General features: G+C 68.4%; 19 protein-coding genes, 1 tRNA gene and 1 pseudogene. 12 read left to right on the forward strand and 9 right to left on the reverse strand.

The window, feature by feature from the left end; all coding sequences use genetic code 11:
* Nucleotides 1-2 precede the first annotated feature (2 nt).
* Together QJS31_RS18180 and QJS31_RS18185 are read left to right on the forward strand one after the other, a co-directional pair.
* Nucleotides 3-1,298 (forward strand): DUF58 domain-containing protein, encoded by a 1,296-nt coding sequence (locus QJS31_RS18180; protein WP_306357238.1) that lies wholly within the window; start codon nt 3-5, stop codon nt 1,296-1,298.
* A gap of 256 nt (nt 1,299-1,554) precedes the next feature.
* Complete coding sequence (locus tag QJS31_RS18185; protein ID WP_306357239.1) at nt 1,555-2,265, forward strand: chromosome condensation regulator; 711 nt, start codon at nt 1,555-1,557, stop codon at nt 2,263-2,265.
* Between the two features lie 46 nt (nt 2,266-2,311).
* On the opposite strand, the gene QJS31_RS18190 is transcribed toward QJS31_RS18185, so the two are convergent.
* From QJS31_RS18190 to QJS31_RS37390, 3 genes and pseudogenes are all read right to left on the reverse strand, one after another.
* Nucleotides 2,312-3,124 carry an RDD family protein gene (locus QJS31_RS18190; protein ID WP_282777515.1) on the reverse strand — a complete coding sequence of 271 codons (813 nt, stop codon included), beginning with the start codon at nt 3,122-3,124 and terminating at the stop codon, nt 2,312-2,314.
* Between the two features lie 107 nt (nt 3,125-3,231).
* Complete coding sequence (locus QJS31_RS18195; RefSeq protein WP_282777517.1) at nt 3,232-4,107, reverse strand: hypothetical protein; 876 nt, start codon at nt 4,105-4,107, stop codon at nt 3,232-3,234.
* Nucleotides 4,108-4,242: 135 nt separating this feature from the next.
* A pseudogene (locus QJS31_RS37390) lies at nt 4,243-4,422 on the reverse strand (multiprotein-bridging factor 1 family protein); the annotation flags it as partial.
* A 200-nt stretch (nt 4,423-4,622) separates the two neighbouring features.
* On the opposite strand from QJS31_RS37390, the gene QJS31_RS18200 reads away from it, so the two are divergent.
* Entirely contained in the window at nt 4,623-4,850 is a 228-nt protein-coding gene (locus tag QJS31_RS18200; RefSeq protein WP_282777519.1) for a hypothetical protein, read from the forward strand.
* A 692-nt stretch (nt 4,851-5,542) separates the two neighbouring features.
* Here the strand turns inward: QJS31_RS18200 and QJS31_RS18205 are convergent.
* Together QJS31_RS18205 and QJS31_RS18210 are read right to left on the reverse strand one after the other, a co-directional pair.
* The gene (locus QJS31_RS18205) at nt 5,543-6,181 is read right to left on the reverse strand and encodes a Fic/DOC family protein (RefSeq protein ID WP_282777520.1); all 639 of its coding nucleotides are present in this window, start codon (nt 6,179-6,181) and stop codon (nt 5,543-5,545) included.
* An 11-nt stretch (nt 6,182-6,192) separates the two neighbouring features.
* Nucleotides 6,193-6,375: a hypothetical protein gene (locus tag QJS31_RS18210; RefSeq protein WP_282777536.1), complete on the reverse strand. Its 183-nt coding sequence runs from the start codon at nt 6,373-6,375 to the stop codon at nt 6,193-6,195.
* 241 nt (nt 6,376-6,616) lie between these two features.
* On the opposite strand from QJS31_RS18210, the gene QJS31_RS18215 reads away from it, so the two are divergent.
* Nucleotides 6,617-7,663, forward strand: coding sequence for a stage II sporulation protein M (locus QJS31_RS18215; RefSeq protein ID WP_282777522.1), 1,047 nt, complete (start codon nt 6,617-6,619; stop codon nt 7,661-7,663).
* Between the two features lie 599 nt (nt 7,664-8,262).
* Here the strand turns inward: QJS31_RS18215 and QJS31_RS18220 are convergent.
* The 3 genes from QJS31_RS18220 to QJS31_RS18230 all read right to left on the reverse strand — a co-directional run bounded on the left by QJS31_RS18220 (nt 8,263) and on the right by QJS31_RS18230 (nt 11,219).
* A complete protein-coding gene (locus tag QJS31_RS18220) occupies nt 8,263-9,711 on the reverse strand; it encodes a hypothetical protein (protein ID WP_282777538.1) in 1,449 nt (482 codons plus the stop codon).
* Nucleotides 9,712-9,843: 132 nt separating this feature from the next.
* Nucleotides 9,844-10,341 (reverse strand): pyridoxamine 5'-phosphate oxidase family protein, encoded by a 498-nt coding sequence (locus QJS31_RS18225; RefSeq protein ID WP_306357240.1) that lies wholly within the window; start codon nt 10,339-10,341, stop codon nt 9,844-9,846.
* The gene (locus QJS31_RS18230; protein WP_306357241.1) at nt 10,338-11,219 is read right to left on the reverse strand and encodes an NAD(P)-dependent oxidoreductase; all 882 of its coding nucleotides are present in this window, start codon (nt 11,217-11,219) and stop codon (nt 10,338-10,340) included. Before QJS31_RS18230 ends, QJS31_RS18225 begins: the two co-directional genes overlap by 4 nt.
* Nucleotides 11,220-11,344: 125 nt before the next feature.
* Between QJS31_RS18230 and QJS31_RS18235 the strand changes: the two genes are divergently transcribed.
* The gene (locus tag QJS31_RS18235) at nt 11,345-12,361 is read left to right on the forward strand and encodes a helix-turn-helix domain-containing protein (RefSeq protein ID WP_306357242.1); all 1,017 of its coding nucleotides are present in this window, start codon (nt 11,345-11,347) and stop codon (nt 12,359-12,361) included.
* A 43-nt stretch (nt 12,362-12,404) separates the two neighbouring features.
* Here the strand turns inward: QJS31_RS18235 and QJS31_RS18240 are convergent.
* Nucleotides 12,405-12,490 (reverse strand) — tRNA-Leu (locus tag QJS31_RS18240).
* A gap of 278 nt (nt 12,491-12,768) precedes the next feature.
* On the opposite strand from QJS31_RS18240, the gene QJS31_RS18245 reads away from it, so the two are divergent.
* The 7 genes from QJS31_RS18245 (at nt 12,769) to pknB (ending at nt 22,705) form a co-directional block, all read left to right on the forward strand.
* On the forward strand, nt 12,769-14,109 hold the full coding sequence (locus QJS31_RS18245; RefSeq protein ID WP_306357243.1) for a DUF3662 and FHA domain-containing protein: 1,341 nt from the start codon (nt 12,769-12,771) through the stop codon (nt 14,107-14,109).
* A 193-nt stretch (nt 14,110-14,302) separates the two neighbouring features.
* On the forward strand, nt 14,303-14,770 hold the full coding sequence (locus QJS31_RS18250; protein ID WP_282777532.1) for an FHA domain-containing protein: 468 nt from the start codon (nt 14,303-14,305) through the stop codon (nt 14,768-14,770).
* Nucleotides 14,767-16,266, forward strand: coding sequence for a PP2C family serine/threonine-protein phosphatase (locus QJS31_RS18255; protein WP_306357244.1), 1,500 nt, complete (start codon nt 14,767-14,769; stop codon nt 16,264-16,266). Before QJS31_RS18250 ends, QJS31_RS18255 begins: the two co-directional genes overlap by 4 nt.
* Nucleotides 16,266-17,738, forward strand: coding sequence for an FtsW/RodA/SpoVE family cell cycle protein (locus tag QJS31_RS18260; protein WP_282785980.1), 1,473 nt, complete (start codon nt 16,266-16,268; stop codon nt 17,736-17,738). Before QJS31_RS18255 ends, QJS31_RS18260 begins: the two co-directional genes overlap by 1 nt.
* Nucleotides 17,735-19,207 carry a penicillin-binding protein 2 gene (locus QJS31_RS18265; protein ID WP_282785981.1) on the forward strand — a complete coding sequence of 491 codons (1,473 nt, stop codon included), beginning with the start codon at nt 17,735-17,737 and terminating at the stop codon, nt 19,205-19,207. The genes QJS31_RS18260 and QJS31_RS18265 overlap by 4 nt, the downstream gene beginning before the upstream one ends.
* Nucleotides 19,208-19,241: 34 nt before the next feature.
* Nucleotides 19,242-20,807 (forward strand): protein kinase, encoded by a 1,566-nt coding sequence (locus tag QJS31_RS18270; protein WP_306357245.1) that lies wholly within the window; start codon nt 19,242-19,244, stop codon nt 20,805-20,807.
* Nucleotides 20,804-22,705 carry a Stk1 family PASTA domain-containing Ser/Thr kinase gene (gene pknB / locus QJS31_RS18275; RefSeq protein ID WP_282779778.1) on the forward strand — a complete coding sequence of 634 codons (1,902 nt, stop codon included), beginning with the start codon at nt 20,804-20,806 and terminating at the stop codon, nt 22,703-22,705. The genes QJS31_RS18270 and pknB overlap by 4 nt, the downstream gene beginning before the upstream one ends.
* Nucleotides 22,706-22,750: the final 45 nt, after the last annotated feature.

A 22,750-nucleotide genomic window follows, 5' to 3' on the forward strand; every position in this document is an offset into this window, starting at 1 on the left:
CGATGGTCGTGACCGGCCGGTTGGCCCTCGCCGCGGCGGCCGCCGCGCTGTTCGTCACCCTGGCGCTGCCGTCCTGGCTCGGCGTGCTGGTGGCGACGGCGGCTTTGGCGGTGCTGGTGATCGCCGACCTGGCGCTGCTCGGCTCCGCCGACGACCTCGAGCTGTCCCGGGAACCGGTCACCACGGTGCGCACCGGACACGCGGCCGAGGTGGAACTGGTTGTGCTGAACAAGGGTTCGCGCACGCTGCGCGGCATCGTGTGGGATGACTGGCCCGACAGCGCGCACGCCGAGCACCGCACGCACGAACTGCGTCTGCCCGCCAATACCCGGGTGCGGTTCCACACCGAACTCACCCCGGACTATCGCGGTGACCGCATCGCGGGACCGGTGACGATCCGGCTGCTCGGCCCGCTCGGCATGGCGGGACGCCAGACCCGCCGGACGGTACCCGCCCGGCTGCGTGCGCTGCCGCCGTTCCGGTCGGAACGACTGCTGGGCGCGAAGATTCGGCGCTTGCAGCAGATGGAGGGGCGCAATACCGCCACCATTCGCGGGCAGGGCACCGAATTCGACTCCTTCCGTGAGTATGTGGTCGGCGACGACGTGCGCACCATCGACTGGCGCGCCACCGCCCGCGCCGACGACGTGCTGGTGCGCACCTGGCGGCCGGAACGCAACCGGCACGTGGTGATGCTGCTCGACACCGGCCGGATCAGCGCGGGCCGCGTCGGCGATGGCACCCGCCTGGACGCCATGGTGGAGGCGGCGCTGCTGCTGGCCGGGCTCGCCGCGGCGGGCGGCGATTCGGTGGATCTGCTGGCCTTCGACCGGGAGTTGCGCACCGAGGTGCGCGGGGTCGGCGGAAAGCGCTTGCAGTTCAAGCTCATGCACGCCCTGGCCGCGGTCGCACCGCGCCTGGTGGACACCGACTACCAGGCCCTGCTGAACGCCACCCTGCAACGCGCCCGCCGCCGCAGCCTGGTGGTGTGGTTCACCCACCTGGACGCCGCCGTGGTGCAGGAGCGGCTGCTGCCCGTGCTGCCGGTGCTCACCCGCCGCCACCGGGTGCTGATCGTGGCGGTCACCGATCCGGAGGTCGCGGCCGCCGCCACCCGCCGCGCCACCGTCGACGACCTGTATACGGCCGCCGCGGCGGAAAGCCTGGTCATAGAGCACACCCTGACCCGGGAGAACTTGCAGCGCATGGGCGTCCGCGTTATCGCCGCACCACCGGAGCAACTGCCGGAGGCGCTGGCGAACGAGTATCTGGAGCTCAAGCAGACGGGCGCGCTCTGAACTCGACCAATTTGTTACGGCTTTTGAGGGTTTGTTCGCAAGATTGCGCTCAATTCGAGGCCAACCTTCCACCGTCTCTTCACCGTTACAATGACAAGGTATGTCGAGGAGCGCAGCAGCTGCGTCACGCGGTCGAGCGGTGATCGCCGCAGGACGTCGTCATTCGGTCGGTGTCCGCACGGATGGATCGGGTTCGACGGCGGGACGGCCCCGGGCACCGGAGTGCCGCACCGATACCTGGCGCGACATCGTGGCCGTGGCCGCCGGAAACGTGCACACCTTCTCGAACACGGGCCGCTCGCACACGGTGGGGCTGCGCGCTGACGGCACCGTGGTCGCGGTCGGCTGGAACGGGGACGGCCAGTGCGACGTCGACGCCTGGACCGGTGTGGTCGGCATCGCCGCCGGTTGGCGACGCACCCTGGCGGTTCTCGCGGACGGCACGGTCCGGGCGGCGGGAAGGGGAACGGAGGGGGCGTGCGACGTCGACGCCTGGCGCGAGATCGTCGCCGTGGCCGCCGGGGATTGGCATTCGGTCGGCCTGCGCGCGGACGGCACGGTCACGGCGGTGGGTAACAACCGACGGCGGCAGTGCGAGGTCGCCGACTGGCGCGACGTGCGTGCCATCGCGGCGGGCTATCTGCACACCGTGGCCGTCACTGCGGACGGGCGGGTGCTCGCGGCGGGGGCCGCGTCGCATGGCGTCACGCAGGCATCCGGCTGGCACGACGTGGTCGGAGTATCCGCGGGCAGCTATCACACCGTCGCGGTCGATACACACGGCCGGGTCTACGCCGCCGGAGACAACAGCCACGGGCAATGCGATGTGGAGTCCTGGCGCGATGTCGTAGCGGTCGCCGCCGGGTCCACCCACACCCTCGGACTGCGCGGCGACGGAACCGTCCTCGCGGTCGGCGACAATGACAGCGGTCAATGCGATACGTCGGAGTGGCGACTCCGGATCTGATGGTCGGTCGGCGAGGTTGCCGCCCGCTGTCGGGTGTCGTCGTATCTCAGACGTGCGTCGCGACCGGCCGCGACCACTGCGTTTCCGGCTGGAACGGCACAGCCGGTGCGGCGGGCGGCGCGGGTAGTGCCCGGCGCTGGCGTTCGGCCAGGATGGCACCCAGGATGTGCATGGGCGGATGGCCCACGGGCACGGGCATGGCCAGCTCCGCGCAGACCGTGTGCAGCAGCGCCGCGCCGAGCTGCTGTTGCGCCGGCGGTGTCAGGCCGGGAAAGCGCAGCAGGTACTGGCGCACAGCACGAGCCGATTCGTCGGACAGCCCGGACACGTCGAGCTGCCGCGACCAGGCCAGCAGCCAGGGCGGCGGCACCGCGAGCCCCACATAGGGAATCCGGGTCTGCCCGTGCACGACCACCGTGCCCGCCAGAATGTCACCGACCCGCCGCGCCTGCGGCGAACACAGCGACACCAGAATCGCGATCAGCCCGGTGCCGAGAATCCAGAAGTCCACGATGCCGCCCAGCCCCCGGGTGAGCGCATGCCGAAAATCGACGGGCCCACCGTCGGCCCGCACCACCCGCAGCCCGAGCGCCAACTTGCCCACGGTCCGCCCGCGCGTCAACGTCTCACAGGCCACCGGATACCCGATGAGCACCCCCACGATGATCACGATGAGCGCCGCGTCCTCCCACGCCGAATCCGCGTTCAGCCCGGCCAACACCATCTCCGCCACGAAGATCAGCAGCAGCCCACCCACCAACTGCACCACCAGGTCGATCACGAACGCCACCGCCCGCGCGGGCAGCCGCGCGACCGGCAGTTCGACGGCGACAGCCTCGCCGGTGGTGAATAGGGCCATGATGACTCGCATTCTTCCCACGTAGGCGCGGCGAGGCAACACGCGCGCGCCGTGTCACGCGACCGCGCCCGGTCCGCTGGGTGAATACCCCGTCCCCCGGTACGCGTTCAGCGCCCGGCTGGGAGCTGCCGCAGCGCCTCCCCCAGCACGTCGACGTCAGTATTCATCGGCCATTTCGCCGACATCTCCCGGTGAAGCACACGAATGAATCCGATCAGTCGGGAACCTAGGGTTGCGGCACCGACCCGAAGGGCGTCGAGTGCACGCTGGCTGGCGAGTTCGGGTTCTCCGACACCGGCCAGTGCGCAGGCCGATTCCGCGACGTACCAGGTTGCCCACTCGGATGTCAGCATCTCGGGGTCGAAGCTCGACAGACCCGCCTCGAGTGATTCCAGTGCCTTACCCCACTGGCGCGCGAGGCGGTAGGCCAGCCCGCGCTGCATTTCGATCAGGGCGTCGGAGTAGAAGTACTGGGCGTCGGGCCGTTTCGGGTCGCCTCGAGCGATCAGGTCGGCCGCTTGGTCGAGCTTTGCTTCCATAGCGTCCAGATCGCCCGCGATCGCCAGACCGCGGCCTTCCTGCTGCACGGCCAGCGCGAGCACGGTAGGACTGAGTACTCGAGCATCGCGCTGTGCGGCGCGGGACAAACCGACCATGCAGTCGATCTCGCCCGCCATCCACGCGACATGTCCCCGCATGGACAGGGCGGTGGAAATCATGTCTCGATTGCCGCTTTCCGTCGCCAGCTCCAGTGCCGCGCGATAGTGGTGAACGGCTGCTCGATGGTGGCCGAGGTTGGCGTGGAGCCAGCCGAGAAACTGCTGCCATCCCGCTGCGGAGTCGACCACCTCGGTCCGCACCGCGCCCCGGGCCTCGGTAGCCAGCTTCGAAGATATGCGCGCCTGCCGCAGACTCACCGGCAGCACGAGTTCGGAACCGACTCGATCCTCGAGTCTCCGCGTCTCGGAGAGCAATTCGGCCATATCCCTCGCCAAGGCGCGATCGATGTAGCGTCGCTCCGCCAGCGCGGCGGATTCCCGCAGACCCAGCTGTGTCGATCGATCGGCTTCGGCTGTCTCGGTGATGACGCTGTCGTAGACGGCTTCGAGTACCCCATCGGCTCCGAGGACGCCGTCCAGCTTCCGGACCAGATCGGCGGGAGGTTTGCGCCTGCCGTTCTCGAGGCGCGACAGCGCACCCGGGTCGTAGTGCAGCAAGCCAGCCAGTCCGCGCACCGACAGACCCGCTCGCGTTCGGAACTTCCGAAGCTCGGTACCGAATACCTGCCACTCCTCCATTCCGCCCCCTCGCGCGACCGTGCCGAGCAGCGTTGCGGTGCCGCCTGATTCGTTGGCAACACCATGGCCACGCTGCAACGCTACCGCGCGACTCGAGACCGCACGACGCTTCCGGTAGCCGCATCGTCAGGGTGTTGTCATCGCCCGGTAGCGCTCCCCCGGTGGTGCGGCCCCAACCACCTACAGCGGAAGGGACGGCAATGGATCAATCCGCGCGAGGCGACAGCGAGGACGGCACAGCACGCGCCGCATCCAGCGGCTTTCGCTACCTCCAGCGCATCGACGGCTCATGGTCGCTCATCGGTGATGACGGTTGGGAAATGAGCATCGACGACCTCGAATCCGATGCGAGGGCCGCGCTCGCCGCCGTGGCGTTCGCGCCGATCGACATCGATCCACTGTGGGTCGTGGACACCGAGATTCGGTGATCACCATGTCGTGGTGGGTGTTCGCGATCGGTGTGGTTGCCGCACTCGTGTTGACCGCGGCCGCGTACGCGGTGGCGTGGTTCTGGCCGCGTCATACGCCGGACGGGCGCAGCGTGGCCGAGATACGGCGACGGCTGCGGGAGGAGAGCAGCGCGATAGACGCGGCCGTGTGGCCGGCCGGGTACCCGCATGATGCGCCCGACCGACCGATGGGAGAACCCGAGGCGCAGCGAACCATGCAGTGGCACCGGTCGTGTCGGGTCGGCGAGTGTCCACGCAAGACCGTGGCGTGGCGAACGCTGGTGGAGGCGGGGAGGATCACACCGGATTCGGGACGCACCTATTGATCGGGTACATCGCTGTACGGCAGCCGTCTTCGCACCGCCTCTCCTCTCCGGAGCATCGGCGTGCAGTGGTCACAGGCCCGGATGGATCGGCAGTCGTGAACGCGCCGCGCGGCTCCTTCTGCGAATCATGACGCCGTTGTTAGGGAATCCTGACGACACTCAGGACTGCCCGGATGCCGCACCGGCCGGGCTACTACGAGCTGCTACACCACTCTTACATACACAACCGTAGGTGTGTCCGGGTCACGATTGCTTGGAAGGGCCTGGCCGGGTTCGGACGGATTGACACACTAGCTATCTACCTACCCCTCGCGCCGGGACGAGATCGATTCCATGGCTGCGCGATTAGAAGTCGTATGCGGGCTCAGCATCGAGGATCTTTGCGAACATCGCGATCAACCCGGTTAGGTCGGATTCGGCCCGCGCCGCGTGGCAGGCACCGTGCAACTCGGCCAGGTCGGTCTTATTCCAGTCGAGTCCGGCACCCCGTTCGGAGAGGAGAAGGTTGAAGAACTCGCGAGTAGCACGACCATTACCTTCCCTGAAGGGGTGGGCGAAGTTCGTGTAGTCGTACAGGTACGCGATCCTGCGCGCGAGATCTGCCTCGGGAACAGCCTTGAGCTGCTTGAGAAGGTAAATCTCAGAGGCGACATGCTCCATCGGCTGGATGATGGAGCTTGGTGGGCAGAAGGACTCGCTACCCTTTTCGATGCCGACAGTCCGCACATGTCCTGCCCAGATGTACACGTCTTGAAAGAGCTGGCGATGGATCGCTTTCAGGTACGCCAAGTCATACGAGCGGTCACCCAGAAGGTCGGGAGCCTCGCGGAGTTCAATCACACGCGCCTCGACGAGGTCGTTCTCCGCGTCCTGCAACGCTTCGAGCGTTCGGGCACCGACGCGATTTCTAAGAACGTTCGTTCCAGGGATGAAATAGCCCTGCCAGTTCCGTTCGAGATCGCCGACGTCCCAAGGATGCGGCATTCCTCGTCCGACTACTGGACGTTGTACCGACTGCGGACGCGAGCGCTCAGCTCAGCCGCAGTGATTGTGCCGCGAGCGTAAGCAACCTGGTCGGCGCGGGTGGCATTCGTACTGCGCGAACCTTCGAGCTCAGTGCTACGGCGGATCGCCCGCACAACCTTCACTCGCTTCTTGACGCTCCTCACGTCGCTCACCTCAACACCACCTTTCGTCACCTGCCTCCAGAGTAGTCGACGGAACTGACATCGTGTCGATTCGCTGCCCAACTTCAATCGGTCGGCGTGAGTGAGCGTTCATGCCTGCCATGCTGCCGCCGAACATGCTCGCAGACGGTGTCAGATCCACCGACGCCCACCGCGGGTGCTGGCCGTGTCGGGCGGGTACGTGGGGCGTGGCCGATAGTCTTTCCTCAGCCGTGCGGCAGGAGGGCAGTGGATGGATCTGGACGCGTACACCTATGTGCACAGGCAGTCCTGGGAGCGGCTCGATCAGCTCGCGACCCGGCGCAAGCGGTTGTCGGGGGCGGAGACCGATGAACTGGTGCGGCTGTATCGGGTCACCTCGCAGCAGTTGGCTGCGTTGCAGACGCAGGGGGCCGATGCGGAGTTGATCGCCGGGTTGTCGGCCATGCTGACCCGGGCGCGGGGACGGGTGTTGAGTGCGCGCACCGAGATCGGCAAGGAGATCGGTTACTTCTTCACGCACCGGTTTCCCCTGGCGGTGTATAGGGCGTGGGGCTGGTGGGCGGGGGTGGCGGCGGCGTTCCTGCTCGGGTCGACGGTGTTGGCCTGGTGGGTGGCCGAATCGTCGCATGCGCGGCGCACCCTCGGGCTGCCGGAGAACGCGCCGGAGCTGACCGGGCCGGGTGGGGCGTTCGAGTCCTACTACTCCGAACATCCGAACGACGCGTTCGCCGCCCAGGTGTGGACCAATAACGCGTGGGTGGCCGCGATCGCGCTGTTCACCGGATTCCTCATGGTGCCCGCGGTCTACGTGCTGGTCATGAACGCGGTGAACCTGGGCATTACCGCCGGGATGATGGGGAACGCGGGACGGTTGGAGTCGTTCTTCACCTTCATCCTCCCGCACGGAATGCTGGAGCTCACCGCCATTTTCGTGGCAGGCGGCGCGGGGCTGAAGCTGGGGTGGACGCTGGTCGATCCGGGGCGACGCAGCCGGGTGCAGGCGCTCGCCCACCAAGGCCGGGCAACCGCCGTGATCGCAGTGGGATTGGCGGTAGTGCTGTTCGTGTCCGGTCTGATCGAGGGTTTCGTGACCCCGAGTCAGCTGCCTGATCCGCTGCGCATCGGGGTCGGCCTGCTGGCGGAGTTGATCTTCCTCGGCTACGTGTTCGGCGTGGGTCGCCGGGCGGCACTGGCGGAGGACCAGAGTGAGCACATGTCGAGCTACTCGATGGGGATCGGACCGGATCCGGCTGCGGTGTCAGGGCCTTCGACCTCGGCGGCAGCGGTCGGGAATTGATTTCCACTGGCCGCAGCGAGTCCAGCTCAGCTGCGGCCAGCGTTGCCGACAACTCTACACAATCGTTATGCCGACGCAACCCTCGACACGGACCGCGGGCGTATAAGCCGACCAGGCGAATCAGGCGGCGAGGGAGGGTGATCCGGCAAGATCGCTAATTTCCAGCTTCCCCGTTTTCGAGGCTAGGTAACGATCACCGTGATCGTTTCGTAGCAACTTCCGCGCCACCGGCGAGCGACCCTAAGGACCGCTTGGTGTGAACCCCGCCTGAACGTTTGCTTCGGTTTCGGACAAATCTCGCCACCAACTCGATCAACCCGCGTTCATCTGGTGTTTTCCGAGAGCAAGAGGCTATTGCCTGCCGTTCGCCAGATTTGAAACAAACTCTAAGTCCGTTTAACAGAGCTAAGGCCGTACGCACGTCTAGCAAAAGTCACCGAAAAGGTGGTGGCTACCCCGAGTGCCGTCCGGCGGCAATCGAATTTCGCTCTCACCGACCGGTCGCGCACCCATCCGCCGCCGCCCGGCAACGCCCCGACCGGGGGCTGCCGAGCAGCACTGCGATCTTCGTCACATCTCACCGCGACCTGCGGTTTTCCTCAGCCCGCGATCCGGACTATGCCCGTCGTGGTCCCCTGCAGCACATCGCCGGAATGCAGCAGCAGCGGCGAGGTCTGCAAGGGATCGGCGAGCAGCGTGGACGGAAGCCCGCGCTCGCTCACGACCTCCCCGGTATGCGGGTCCACGACCGTGAACGCGTAACCGTCCAGCGGAGTGGTGACCGGCAGACCCACCCGGCCCACCGTGTAGAGCAGTCCGTCGCCCGCCGACAGATGCGGCACGGCGGAACTGCGCACCGTGTTCTCCCACACCGTGCGGCAGCCGCCGCCGTCCACATCCACCCGCGTCATACCGCCGACGAAGGGAGCCGACGCCGGTTCCGCCGGACCCGCGCCCTCCGGCACCGCCGGATACGGATACCCGTAGGTGGAGGCCACGAACACCGACTCCCCGATGCCGACGGGCGAGTTCTCACTACCCGCCCCGCCGCGCGTCAACACCGGCCGGGTGCACACGAGTTCACCGCTGCCGGAACGGAATACCAGCAGGCTCACCTGTTCCGCCGCGTTGTCGACAATCGTCACATAGTCGGCCCCGGTGCTCGGCCCGAAGTAGGTGGGCGTGGAACCGGTCCCCCAGGACAGCTGCCCAGGCTTGCGCGCCGGACCCCGGTCGTAGGCCGCGCGCCACAACTGCACCGGCCGCCCGGCGGCGTCGGCGTCGAATTCGTAGAGCGCGTGCGTGGTCGCCACCGCGACCCGCCCGCTCGGCGCGGCCGAGATGCTGTTGGCCACCTGCTCCCCCGCGGGCAACCCGAGTGTTGCGACGGTACCGCCGAGCGTCACCGTGCCGACGATGCCGCGCGCGGTGGCGAACCAGACCGTGCCCGACCAGTCCGGCACCAGCCCGGTGACGCTGTCACCGTCCGGGATGGCCGCCGAGAGATCCACCGAATCGACCACGCGCAGTTCCCATCCGGCTCCGCTGCGCTCGTGCGCGATGCGCAGCAGCTTCCGGGTGCCGTCCACCACCACGAGGCGATCGGCATTGTCGAGATAGGCGTACACGCCACCGAGCAGCCCGCCCTTGGTCAGCTTCAGCTGCGCCAGCGACCCGGTGAGCACCCCCGCCGACCCACTGGCAAGCCCCGCCGATCCGGTGGCCGGACCCCCGGACCCGGTACCGAGCAGCCCCGAATCCGCCGGATCGATCAGATGCACCACCGGCGCACGGTCGACCACCCCGGTACACAGCGCCACCACCAGCCCGTCGGACCCCTGCAACAGCGTCGGACAGGCCGCCCCCAACGGGTACACCCCGATCCCCCGCGCACCGGTCCCCGGCCCGGGATACGGCACCACATCCGAGGACCCCGCATCCCCGTGCATGGTCGCCGTACCCACCGGCCCCAGATATGGATTCGGCTCCGCCAACGGCCCCCACCCGGGAGCCGCCGCCCCCGGCCCCGCCGCGATAGCCCCCAACATGCCGACCGCCAGCAGCCCCAATGCCGACAGTCCGATTCTCCGTGCTGACACAGCCGCCGATACTGCCCGACCGCTACCGGGTCCTCGGGCAATACGCCACTCCGGCCCCGGCCAGTGGGACCGGGTCTGGACTTACGACGCCAACTCCGCCCGGGCGGGCGGCTGCCAGATGCGGCTGCGCAGGTCGGTGCCGCGGATGACCTGGATGCGCCACGGGGTGAGGCGCAGTACGCGCAGCTTGGGATCGTCGGGGCCGTGCCAGAACTGGCCGAGGTGGTAGCCCGCGCCGCGGGGGCTGGTGCGGCGGTAGAGGTCCCAGACGTGGGTTTTGAGGGTGATGTCGTCGACGCCTTCGGCGGTCGCCTCCACCGCCACCGAGTTGTTGCCGGGTTTCCAGTAGGAGAAGCTGGTGTGCGGGTTGGCGGCCAGGTGCTTCTCCTTGACGGGGGTGCGGTAGGTGGCGAGCCAGCCGAGGGGGTTGCCGTCGACCTTCTCCCACACCGGGATCAGGACGCGGGTGCGGGGGCGGTTGCGGGCGTCGACCGTCACCATGGTGGCGTAGTTGATGGAGCCGACGTAGGCGTTGAATTCGCTTTCCAGATCCTCGAATCGGGCGACCTTGGCGCTCATGAGGCGACTCCCTTCCGGAGAACTTCGATCACACTGGCGAAACTGTCCGAACCGTGCCCTGATTCCCGGGCGCGCAGCATGGTGGACTTGAGCAGTTCGGGCAGGGCGGTGTCGATGCCGCGGGCCGACTCCTCGTGCAGCACATGGTCGATGGTCGCTATCTGCACGTCCACGGTGGCGTCGTCGCCCGGGTAGCTGCCCTCGTCCACCTGGGTGGCGTAGCGGGTGAGGAAGGAGTTCACGGTGGCCAGCCAGCGGATCGCGATGGGCGTGAACTCCTGTGCCGCAACCTGTTCCGCGCCGACCAGGGCAACGCCGTGCAGCCAGCCGGTCATGGTGGACCACATGAGATTCAGCAGCGCCGAGTCGTAGAGGGCGGCGATACCGGCGTCCGCGCCGAGGTAGAGCGGATCGCCGAGGGCGGCGAGGGTCTCTCGGTGCGGTTCGAACGCGGCGGCGGCACCGCTGTAGAGGAACATGACCTCGGAGCTGCCGACGCCGGGCGGAGTGGTCATGATGCCGCCGTCGAGATAGTCGACGCCGCGCGCACCGAACCACTCGGCGGCCGCACGGGCCTGCTCGGCACCGCACGAGGTGAGATTGACCAGCGCCTTGCCCGCGAGTTCGGCCACGATCGGATCGGTGAGCTCCCGCATCGCCTCCTGGTCGAACACGCAGACGAGGACCAGCGAGCTCGCCTCGACCGCCCGGCGCGGATCGGCCGCGAGCACCGCGCCCCGGTCCACCAGCGGCTGGGCCTTGTGCGCCGACCGGTTCCACACGGTGACCCGGTGGCCGCGATCGAGCAGCGCGGCGGCCAGCGCCGAGCCCATCTGGCCCAGGCCGAGTACCGTGACGGACTGCGGTGTGGTGTTCATCTCTTGTCTCCCTTGAGGTTTCAACGATTCTTGGCCGACCGGGATCAACATTCGCAGCCCGTGCGGGAGCCGACCAGTGACACGAATGCCGGGTATCACCAAATTCCTGCCATAGGCTGACGGGTATGAGCGTCGGTTCCGTAGCCCTGGTCGTTCCCGCCGACATCGGCGTGCCCACCTGGGATCTCTACGAATTGAGCATTCCGGCAACGGTTTTCGGAAAGCCACAGCCGGACCTGTCCCCCACCTGGTATGAATTGCGACTGTGCGGCACCGGTGATCGGAGCGAACCCGGCTCACCAGGCTTCACACTGCGTACCCCCTACGGGCTCGAGGGTCTGGTGGGTGCCGACACCGTGATCGTCCCATCGGTGCCGGACGACTGTGTCGATGAAGGAAAGCCGCTGCCACCCGATCTGATCGACGCCCTGCGCGCCGCGCACGCCGCCGGCGCCCGCATCGTCTCGCTGTGCACCGGAGCCTTCGCCTTGGCCGAGGCCGGACTGCTGGACGGCCGCCGCGCCACAGCGCACTGGATGCACACCGCGGAGCTGGCTCGCCGCTATCCCGCGGTGCGCGTCGACGATTCGGTGCTGTACGTGGACAACGGCGATGTCCTCACCAGCGCCGGGATGACCGCCGGCCTCGACCTGTGCCTGCACCTGGTGCGCCGCGACCTCGGCTCCCGGGTGGCGAATCAACTGGCGCGGCGCATGGTGGTGCCCGCGCACCGGCCGGGCGGTCAGGCCCAGTTCATCGAGGAATCGGTGCCCGAGACCGACGACCGCGCCCTCGCGCCGGTCATGGACTGGGCGCGCACCCGGCTGGACCGGCCGCTCACCGTCGAGGACCTGGCCCGCCGCGCCGCCGTCAGCCCCCGCACCCTCTACCGCCGTTTCCAGGAGACGACCGGCACCACGCCGCTGCAATGGCTGCTGAACCAGCGCCTGGCCCGCGCCCGGATGCTGCTGGAGACCACCCACCTGCCGATCGAGAAGATCGCCGAACGCAGCGGCCTCGGCACCGCCAACAATCTGCGGCACCATTTCCTGGAGCGGCTCGGCGTCTCCCCCGGCGGCTACCGCCGCAGCTTCCCCTGCCAGCCCCACGAGACCCGATCCCACGAGACGAACGTCGCCTGAAATGCGAAAAGCTCGATCCGGAATCCGGATCGAGCTCCTCATCTGGTGGGCGAGGGGGGACTTGAACCCCCACGTCCTTACGGACACTGGCACCTGAAGCCAGCGCGTCTGCCATTCCGCCACTCGCCCGAGCGACGTGAAAAAGTTATCACGGGGTATGCCCTAAAACGAAATCGCCTGGTGACCGGCCGTACACCAAGTTGCGGACCGGGCGGGAACCAGGGGCTTTCGCCAAGAGTTACAGGTGTGGACGATCGTGGATATCATGCAATCACCGTGTCCCTACGGCGACACGCCCTTCTCGCGTGTCGCCGTATCGGACGCGCCGTGCATGACACGGCGTCTGCAGACCACGACACGAGAAACGCTCGCTCTCGAGGGAGCGTCATGACCCGGGAGGAGGGGCGATGGGGATCGTTTCGCGGTTCGAACGTCGCCTCCAGGGAGCTGTCGGGGATGTCTTCGCCCGCGTGTTCGGCGGTAGCGTCGTGCCCCAGGAAGTCGAGTCGGCCCTCCAGCGCGAGGCCACCGATCACATCCAGGAACTCGACGGTGGACACCTGTTGGCACCCAACAGCTACACCATCACCATCAACGAGTCGGACCTGCGGCAACTCGAGGCCGACCACGATCTGACCACCCGCGCGTTCGCCAAACATCTGCAGGACTACATCCGCGAGCAGGGGTGGCAGACCTACGGCGAAGTGCACGTGGCGTTCGAGGCATCACCTACGCTGCACACCGGACAGTTCAGAACCCGCGGCCGGGTGGACCCGGACGTGGGCCGTCGGACCGGCCCACCACCGGCCTCTGAACGACCACAACGACCCGAACACCCGCAACCAGGAGCTGGCCCCATGACGCAGAACTCAGGCTACGACCCCAGCCGTGACGCCGCGGAGTCCGATCCACGCCGCGGTGGGTACGCACCCCCTCCGGCGGGCGGCCAGCAGGGCTACGCCGACCAGGGCTACGGCCAGCAGGGTTACGCCGATCAGGGCTACAGCGACTACCAGAACGGTTACGACCAGGGCGGCTACGGCCAGCAGGGTTACGGCCAGCAGGGTTACGCGGACCAGCAGGCGTACGGCCAGCAACAGGGCTACGCCGACCCCGCGTACGGCCAGCAGGGTTACGCCGATCCCGGCTACGACCAGCAGGGCTACCAGCAGGGTTACGACCAGGGTGGCTACGGCCAGCAGCAGGGCTACGACCAGGGGTACGGCCAGCAGGGCTACGACCAGGGCGGCTACGGACAGCAGGGCTACGACCAGGCGTACGGCCAGCAGCAGGGCTACGCCGACCCGGGCTACGGCCAGCAGGGCTACGCGGACCCCGGCTACGACCAGGGCGGCTACGCACCCGACGACCAGTACGGCCAGCAGGGCTACGGGCAGCAACCCGGCTACGGCCAGCAGGGCTACGGACAGGCTCCGGCGGCCCCGCCGCACGGCGGCTCCAGCTACTCGGCCACCCTCCAGCTCGACGACGGCAGCGGTCGCACCTACCAGTTGCGTGAGGGATCCAACATCATCGGCCGCGGCCAGGACGCGCACTTCCGGCTTCCCGACACCGGGGTGTCCCGTCGCCATATCGAGGTGCGTTGGGACGGCCAGACGGCCATGCTCTCCGACCTCGGTTCGACCAATGGAACGCTGGTCAACGGCTCGCCGGTGCAGGATTGGCAGCTCGCCGACGGGGATGTCATCCGCGCCGGGCATTCCGAGATCCTGATCCGGATCGTCTGATCCCGTAAGCTCGCGGTGCAGGTCACGATATGGCCCGAGAATCCTCGGTCGTATCGTGATCGCAACCGGTCTACGGCCCTATGATGCTGCCAACACTCACGCGGTGGCGAAACCCGGCCCGTGCTGACAGGCAACACCGGTTGGGGGTCGACGAACCGTACCTACAACACGGTCGAACAGGAGGTGGAGCACCGTGCAGGGATTGATCCTGCAATTGACCCGTGCGGGGTTCCTGCTGCTGCTGTGGCTGTTCGTATGGGCGGTGCTCCGGACCTTGCGCAGCGATATCTACGCGGCATCCGGCATCAGAGTCGCGCCACGGTCCCCGAGTGGTTCCGCGGTGCTGCCATCGTTTCGCCGGGGCCAGAAGGGCGCCAAATATCTCGTGGTGACTCAAGGCTCACTCGCCGGCACCCGCATCACTCTCGGCACCCAACCGGTGCTGATCGGGCGGGCCGATGATTCCACGCTGGTACTCACCGACGACTACGCCTCCACCCGCCACGCGCGCCTGTCGCCGCGTGGTGAGGACTGGTACGTCGAGGATCTCGGTTCCACCAATGGGACCTACCTCGACCGCGCGAAAGTCACCACGCCGGTGCGGGTTCCGCTCGGCACCCCCGTCCGTGTCGGCAAGACAGTGATCGAGCTCCGATCGTGACACTTGTTCTCCGCTACGCAGCGCGCAGCGACCGCGGTCTCGTCCGAGCCAACAACGAGGACTCCGTCTACGCGGGTGCGCGGCTGCTCGCGCTCGCGGACGGGATGGGCGGCCACGCCGCCGGTGAGATCGCCTCGCAGTTGATGATCGCCGCCCTGGCCCATCTCGACGACGACGAACCCGGCGACGATCTGCTCGGCAAGCTCGACCGCGCGGTGCGCGAGGGCAATGCCGCCATCGCCGATCAGGTCGAGGAGGAACCCGAACTCGACGGCATGGGCACCACGCTCACCGCCATCCTGTTCGCGGGCAAGAAACTCGGCCTCGCCCATGTCGGCGACTCCCGCGCCTACCTGTTCCGCAACGACGAGCTGACCCAGATCACCCGGGACGACACCTTCGTGCAGTCGCTGGTGGACGAGGGGCGCATCACCCCGGAGCAGGCGCACACCCACCCGCAGCGTTCGCTGATCATGCGCGCGCTCACCGGCAACGAGATCGAGCCGACGCTCATCGTGCGCGAGGCCCGCGCCGGTGACCGCTACCTGCTGTGCTCGGACGGCCTGTCCGACGTGGTCAGCGACGAGACCATCGGCAACACCCTGCGCGAGGGCACCACCGACGAGGCGGCCGACCGGCTCATCGAACTGGCGCTGCGCAGCGGCGGTCCCGACAATGTGACCGTCGTGGTCGCCGATGTGATCGACCTCGACTACGGCCAGAGCCACCCCATCGTGGCGGGCGCGGCCTCCGGTGAGGACGAGGACACTCCCCCGCCGAACACCGCCGCCGGGCGGGCGGCCGCCATGAGACCGCCGCGGGCCGCCCCGCGCCGCGCCGTCCAGCAGTCCGAGCCCGAACCGCCGCGCAAGGGTCACACACTGCGCTGGCTGCTGCTGGCGGTGGCGCTCATCGTGGCCATCGGCGCCGGGCTCACGGTCGGCTACAACATGATTCGCAGCAACTACTATGTGGGCGCGGACGGCGATCGGGTGGTGGTACTACGCGGGCTGCCCGGTTCGGTACTGGGCTACTCCATCCACGATGTCGATCAGATCGGGTGCGTCACCCGCGATGGCGAACTGTCCCTCGTCGCCCCCGGCACCGACTTCCCGGCCGGCTGCCGCGAACTGACCTTCGACGATCTCAAGCCCACCGGTCGCGATTCCGTCGAGAAGGGCCTGCCGCCCGGGTCCCGTGAGGACGCCGTGACGCAGATGCGGTCGCTGGCGCAGCGGGAACTGCTGCCGCCGTGCGAGAAGCCCGCCGAACCGGAGCCGACGCCGCCGAGCGAGACGAATCAGCCGCCCGCCACGGGTGCGCCGACCACGACGGTGCCGCCCACCACCACCCAGCCGGAGACCGAGCCGGGTGCCGAGCGCACCGGTGAGCTGCGGCCGCCGGAGAACCGCGAGCAGCCCCCGACGAGCGCCCCCGTCACCACCACCACCCAGGCCCCGCAGATCGCGGGCCAGAACTGCAGAGTGACGGACTGATGTCCGCACCGGCACCGCCGTCCGCTGGGGCCTTTCCCAGTCCCCCGGGCGGATTCGCTCCCGCGCCGCCGCCGTCCACCCGGCGGAATATCGAGTTGCTGCTACTCGGTCTCGCCGCTCTCGTCACCACGGTGGCGCTGGTGCTGGTGGAGGCCAGCCAGGAACAGTCCATCAGCTGGGACATCGCCAAACTGGGTTTGGCGTACCTGGCGCTGTTCGGGGTAGCGCATCTGGCGGTGCGGCGCTTCGCGGCCTTCGCCGACCCGGTGCTACTACCGATCGTGGCGCTGCTCAACGGTCTGGGGCTGGTGCTCATCCATCGCCTGGATCTGGCCGACAAGCAGGACGCCGTCTTCAACTCCACGGCCATCCCCTCCCCCGACGCCAATCAGCAGGTGCTGTGGACGGGGCTGGGGATGGTGGTGTTCCTGGGTCTGCTCATCACGCTGCGCGACTATCGCACGCTGGCGCGCTACGCCTACACCCTGGGACTGATGGGCCTGATCGCGCTGAGCATTCCGGCGCTGCTGCCGGACCGGTTCTCCATGGTCAACGGCGCCAAGATCTGGATCCGACTGCCCGGATTCAGCGTGCAGCCGGGCGAATTCGCGAAGCTGCTGCTGATCATCTTCTTCGCCGGGGTGCTGGTCGCCAAGCGCGACCTGTTCACCGTGGCGGGCAAGCATGTGCTGGGGCTGGAGCTGCCACGCGCCCGCGACCTGGGCCCGATCCTGGTGGTCTGGGTGGTGTGCATCGCTGTGCTGGTGCTGGAGAAGGATCTCGGCACCTCGCTGCTCATCTACGCCACCGTGCTGACCATGCTCTACATCGCCACCGAGCGGGTGGGCTGGCTGGTCATCGGCGGCGGTCTGCTGGCCATCGGATTCCTCTTCGCCTACAACAGGTTCGGGCATGTGCGGGTGCGCGTGGAGACCTGGCTGCACCCGTTCGACGACTACAACAACACCGGCTACCAGATCTCGCAGTCGCTGTTCGGCCTGGCCACCGGGGGGCTGGCGGGGACCGGGCTGGGCAGCGGACGGCCGTCGCAGGTGCCGTTCGCCAAGACCGACTTCATCATCACCACCATCGGCGAGGAACTGGGGCTCGTCGGCCTGGCCGCGGTGCTCATGCTGTTCACCGTGCTCGTGGTGCGCGGGCTGCGCACGGCGCTGGCGGTGCGTGACAGCTTCGGCAAGCTGCTGGCCGCCGGACTGGCGTTCACCATCGCCGTGCAGGTGTTCGTGGTGGTCGGCGGTGTCACCAAACTGATTCCGCTGACCGGTCTCACCACGCCGTTCGTCTCGTACGGCGGTTCCTCGCTGCTGGCCAACTACGCGCTGGTGGCGCTGCTGATCAAGATCTCCGACGCGGCCCGCGCACCCGCCCCGGTGCGCAGGCGCGCCCCCGAACCCATTGCCGACGCCCCCACCGAGATGGTGCGGCGACCTCCGAAGGGAGGCACCGCGTGAACACTCCCCTGCGTCGCGTCGCCATGGCCGTGATGATCATGGTCGTCGCCCTGCTGGCCAATGCCACCTACGTGCAGGTCATCAAGGCCGACAGCCTGCGCAGCGATCCGCGCAACGTGCGAGTGCTGATGGACGAGTACTCCCGCCAGCGCGGCCAGATCTCGGCGCAGGGCACGGTGCTGGCCAGTTCCGTCGCCACCGACGACCGCTACAAGTACCTGCGCACCTACCCGACCGATCCGGCGGCCTACGCCCCGGTGACCGGGTTCTACTCCATGCAGTACGGCAGCACCGGGCTCGAGCACGCCGAGGACTCGGTGCTCAACGGCTCCGACAACCAGCTGTTCGGCCGTCATCTCGTCGATCTGGTCTCCGGCCGCGATCCGCGTGGCGGCAATGTGGTCACCACCATCGACCCGGTCATGCAGAAGGTCGCCTACGAGCAGCTCACCTCGAAGGGGTACACCGGTTCGGTGGTGGCCATCGAACCGAGCACCGGGCGCATCCTCACCATGGTGTCCACCCCCAGCTACGACCCGAACCAGCTGTCCAGCCACGACGGCGCCGCGGTCACCCAGACCTGGAACGACCTGCAGCAGGACCCGCGCTCACCCATGCTGAACCGCGCTGTGTCGCAGACCTATCCGCCCGGTTCCACCTTCAAGGTGGTGGTCACGGCCGCCGCGCTGTCCGCGGGCATCGCCCAGCCGGACGACCAGTTCACGGCCGCGTCGCGCATCACCCTGCCCGACACCGCCACCACGCTGGAGAACTACAACGGCAACCACTGCGGCCCCGGCGACAGCCAGACCGCATCACTGACCACCGCGTTCAAACTGTCCTGTAACACCGCTTTCGTGGAGCTCGGTATCAAGGTTGGGTCCGCGAAGCTCAAGGACGAAGCGGCCGCGTTCGGTATCGGACAGCACGAGGGGATCCCGATTCCCGTGGCGGACAGCACCGTCGGCACCATCCCGGACGGCGCCGCGCTCGGACAGAGCAGCATCGGCCAGCGCGACGTGGCGCTCACGCCACTGGACAACGCGGTCATCGCGGCCACCATCGCCAACGGCGGCGTCCGGATGCGGCCCTACCTGGTCGACCAACTGCAAGGCCCGGATCTCAGCGTGCTCAGCACCACCAAACCGATGTCGGTGGGTCAGGCGGTGAACGCCCAGGTGGCGTCCCAACTGACCACTCTGATGATGGAATCGGAGAAGAACACCCAGGGCGGGGGCCGCAGCCCCTACACGATCGCTTCCAAGACCGGCACCGCCGAGCACGGCAGCGATCCCCGCAACACCCCGCCCCACGCCTGGTACATCGCCTTCGCGCCGGCGCAGAATCCGAAGATCGCGATCGCGGTCATCGTGGAGAACGGCGGTGACCGCGCCCTGGCCGCGACCGGTGGTTCCGTCGCGGCGCCGGTCGCCCGCGCGGTGCTCGACGCCGGACTGGCGGGGGGCTGAACGATATGAACGTGCTCGCTGGACGGGGGCTGGAATGCTGACCAACGGTGCCTTGATCGCCGACCGCTACCGGCTGCATCGCCTCATCGCCACCGGCGGAATGGGACAGGTCTGGGAAGCCCTGGACACCCGCCTCGACCGCCGGGTCGCGGTGAAGGTGCTGAAGGCGGAGTTCTCGACCGACCCCACCTTCCGGCACCGGTTCCGCACCGAGGCCAAGACCACCGCGCAGCTCAACCACCCCGGCATCGCCGGCATCTACGACTACGGCGAGACCATGGACCCGGCGGGCGGCGAAACCGCCTACCTGGTCATGGAATTGGTGTCCGGTGAACCGCTGAACGCCGTTCTCAACCGGCTCGGCCGACTGTCGGTGGCGCAGGGCCTGGACATGCTCGAGCAGACCGGTCGCGCGCTCCAGGTGGCGCACGCCACGGGCGTCGTGCACCGCGACGTCAAGCCCGGCAACATCATGGTGACCCCGACCGGCCAGGTGAAGATCACCGACTTCGGCATCGCCAAGGCCGTCGACGCCTCCCCGGTCACCAAGACCGGCATGGTCATGGGCACCGCCCAGTACATCGCGCCCGAACAGGCCACCGGCGAGGACGCCACCGCCGCCTCCGACGTGTACTCGCTCGGCGTGGTCGGCTACGAGGCGCTGGCCGGACAGCGGCCCTTCACCGGCGACGGGGCGCTCACCGTCGCCATGAAGCATGTGCGGGAGACCCCGCCGCCGCTGCCGCCGGACCTGCCGCCGAACGTGCGGGAGCTCATCGAGATCACCATGGCCAAGGAGCCGGGTCAGCGCTACACCAGCGGCGGCGAATTCGCCGACGCGGTGGCCGCCGTGCGCGCGGGCCGTCGGCCGCCGCCGCCCAGCGGCCTGGCCGGACCGATGACCTCCGGCGCCACCCGAGTGCTGCCGCCCGGACCGACCGTGATCCTGCCCACCGCCGCCCGCGGTGACGCCGCCACCGTGCGGTACCCGACGCCGCCGCACGCGCAGCGGGCGCAGCAGGCGCCGGTCGCCACCGCCATGATGCAGGGCCCGAACACCCCGCCGCCCGGCACGCCGCCGATCGGCGGACGCACCGCCGAACAGGGCGGCGGACGATTCACCAACAGCCAGAAGGCCCTCGCGGGTCTCGGCGTCGGCGCGCTGGCCGTGGGTGCCGCGGCGGCCTTCGTGCTGCTCAACAACAATCCTCCGGATCCGACGCCGCCCACCAAGACCAGCGCCGTGGTGGTTCCGCCACCGGTGCAGTCCACCACCACGACGACCGAACCGCCGACCACCACTCGGTTCGTGCCACCGCCGCCGACGGTGCCGCCGACCACCGAGGAACCGCTGCCCACCACCACCGAGCCGCCGCCGACCACCACGACGCAGCCGCCGACCACCACGCCGGACAAACCGACGACCACCAAACCAGCGCCGACCACCACGGTCAAGCCCAGCAAGACCACCATCGAGCCCCCGTTCGAAATACCATCGTGGCCACCGACGGTGCCCGGTGGCGCCGGTGGTGCGTTCGGAACCACGCGACCAGCACACAGCAGCACTCCAGCTCCCGCCGCCCAGCAAGGACTGCCATGACGACCCCGAAGAATCTCTCCTCTCGCTACGAGCTGGGCGAGATCATCGGGTTCGGCGGTATGTCCGAAGTCCACAAGGCGCGGGATATGCGCCTCGGCCGCGATGTGGCCATCAAGGTGTTGCGTGCCGACCTGGCCCGCGACCCCACGTTCTACCTGCGGTTCAAGCGGGAGGCGCAGAACGCCGCCGCACTGAACCATCCGGCGATCGTGGCGGTCTACGACACCGGTGAGGCCGAGGTCGACGGCGGGCCGCTGCCGTACATCGTCATGGAGTACGTGGACGGTGACACGCTGCGCGACCTGGTGCGCGGCAAGGGGCCGCTGCCGCCGCGCCGGGCCATGGAGGTCATCGCCGATGTGTGTGCGGCGCTGGACTTCTCGCACCGCAACGGCATCGTGCACCGGGATATGAAGCCCGCCAACATCATGATCAACCGCGCGGGTGCGGTGAAGGTGATGGACTTCGGCATCGCGCGCGCCATCGCCGACAGCTCCAACCCCATGACGCAGACCGCCGCGGTCATCGGCACCGCGCAGTACCTGTCCCCGGAGCAGGCCCGCGGCGAACAGGTCGACGCCCGCTCGGACGTGTACTCCGTCGGCTGCGTGCTGTACGAGATCCTCACCGGCGAACCGCCTTTCACCGGCGACTCCCCGGTCGCGGTGGCGTACCAGCACGTCCGGGAGGATCCGCGGCTGCCCTCGCACGTACACCCGGGCGTACCGCGCGAACTGGACTCGGTCGTGCTCAAGGCCATGAGCAAGAACCCGGCCAACCGCTACCAAACGGCCGCCGAAATGCGCGCTGACCTGATCCGGGTGCTGGGTGGGCAGAAGCCGACCGCGCCCATGGTCATGACCGAGGAGGAGAGCACCACCTTCCTCGACGAGGAATTCCCGGTATCGCGCTACCGCACCGTGGAACGCGGCGACGACACCAGCGAACAGGAGATCGTCGACCCGGGCGGCTCCCGGCGCGGGCTGTACCTGGGCCTGGCGGGCGCGGCCGCGGTGGTGGTGGCCTTCGTCCTGTTCTGGACGCTGATCGGTCCCGGCTCCGGTCCTGACCAGGTGACGGTGCCTGATCTGGCCAATCGGCCCGCCGCCACGGCGCAGCAGGAATTGGAGCGGCTCGGTTTCACCGTCGCCATCCAGGAGAAGCCGGACAGCAAGGTGGCGCAGGGCAATGTGATCGCCACCCAGCCGCTGGGCGGATCACCCATAGACGAGGGCAGCACCGTCACCCTCCAGGTGTCCACCGGCCCCGCGCAGGTCGCGGTGCCGCGCCTGGCCGGACTCACCCAGCAGCAGGCCGAACAGCAGCTCAATGCCAAAGGGCTGCGGCTGGATTCGGACGTGCAGCGCGACGCCTCCAGCGTCGAGGACAAGGACAAGGTGATCGCCCAGACCCCCACCGAGGGCGCGCGCATCGACGCCAACAGCACGGTCACCATTACCCTCGGCAAGGGACCCGAGCAGGTGCGCGTCCCCGATGTGGTGGGCCAGCCGCTGGAGGTGGCCGAACCCAATCTGGTGGAGAGCGCCGGTTTCGAGATCACCGTGCAGGAGGTGCAGAACTCCCAGCCCAAGGGCACGGTGATCGGCACCAACCCGGCGGGCGGCTCCATGGCCGACCGGGGCTCCACGGTCATCGTCCAGGTCTCCACCGGCGACGCCATCACCATGCCCGACCTGCGTGGGATGACCCCCGCCCAGGCCGCCGACACCCTCCGCTCCCGCGGCTGGGTCGGCCAGATCAGCCAGAACACCCAGGCCACCCTGGACGCGGGCAGTGTGGGCCGAGTCATCGCCCAGCAGCCCGCGGTCGGCTCCTCGCTCGGCAAGACCGCGACGGTGACCATCACGACCGGCGTGCTGTCCCTCGGACCCCCGTGAGATCCGCCGATCGGCACCACCGGCATGGCCGCGCCCCGCGAGGAG

This window comes from Nocardia sp. CC213A (assembly GCF_030766805.1).
Taxonomy (GTDB): domain Bacteria; phylum Actinomycetota; class Actinomycetes; order Mycobacteriales; family Mycobacteriaceae; genus Nocardia; species Nocardia otitidiscaviarum.

What these genes read in the sequence shown, in the direction of transcription:
- QJS31_RS18195 (WP_282777517.1), bottom strand. Translation starts at nt 4,107, where the DNA reads ATGGCCGAATTGCTCTCCGAGACGCGGAGACTCGAGGATCGAGTCGGT.
- QJS31_RS18190 (WP_282777515.1), bottom strand. Translation starts at nt 3,124, where the DNA reads ATGGCCCTATTCACCACCGGCGAGGCTGTCGCCGTCGAACTGCCGGTC.
- QJS31_RS18205 (WP_282777520.1), bottom strand. Translation starts at nt 6,181, where the DNA reads ATGCCGCATCCTTGGGACGTCGGCGATCTCGAACGGAACTGGCAGGGC.
- QJS31_RS18220 (WP_282777538.1), bottom strand. Translation starts at nt 9,711, where the DNA reads ATGTTGGGGGCTATCGCGGCGGGGCCGGGGGCGGCGGCTCCCGGGTGG.
- QJS31_RS18215 (WP_282777522.1), top strand. Translation starts at nt 6,617, where the DNA reads ATGGATCTGGACGCGTACACCTATGTGCACAGGCAGTCCTGGGAGCGG.
- QJS31_RS18245 (WP_306357243.1), top strand. Translation starts at nt 12,769, where the DNA reads ATGGGGATCGTTTCGCGGTTCGAACGTCGCCTCCAGGGAGCTGTCGGG.
- QJS31_RS18200 (WP_282777519.1), top strand. Translation starts at nt 4,623, where the DNA reads ATGGATCAATCCGCGCGAGGCGACAGCGAGGACGGCACAGCACGCGCC.
- QJS31_RS18230 (WP_306357241.1), bottom strand. Translation starts at nt 11,219, where the DNA reads ATGAACACCACACCGCAGTCCGTCACGGTACTCGGCCTGGGCCAGATG.
- QJS31_RS18180 (WP_306357238.1), top strand. Translation starts at nt 3, where the DNA reads ATGGTCGTGACCGGCCGGTTGGCCCTCGCCGCGGCGGCCGCCGCGCTG.
- QJS31_RS18260 (WP_282785980.1), top strand. Translation starts at nt 16,266, where the DNA reads ATGTCCGCACCGGCACCGCCGTCCGCTGGGGCCTTTCCCAGTCCCCCG.
- QJS31_RS18235 (WP_306357242.1), top strand. Translation starts at nt 11,345, where the DNA reads ATGAGCGTCGGTTCCGTAGCCCTGGTCGTTCCCGCCGACATCGGCGTG.
- QJS31_RS18225 (WP_306357240.1), bottom strand. Translation starts at nt 10,341, where the DNA reads ATGAGCGCCAAGGTCGCCCGATTCGAGGATCTGGAAAGCGAATTCAAC.
- pknB (WP_282779778.1), top strand. Translation starts at nt 20,804, where the DNA reads ATGACGACCCCGAAGAATCTCTCCTCTCGCTACGAGCTGGGCGAGATC.
- QJS31_RS18270 (WP_306357245.1), top strand. Translation starts at nt 19,242, where the DNA reads ATGCTGACCAACGGTGCCTTGATCGCCGACCGCTACCGGCTGCATCGC.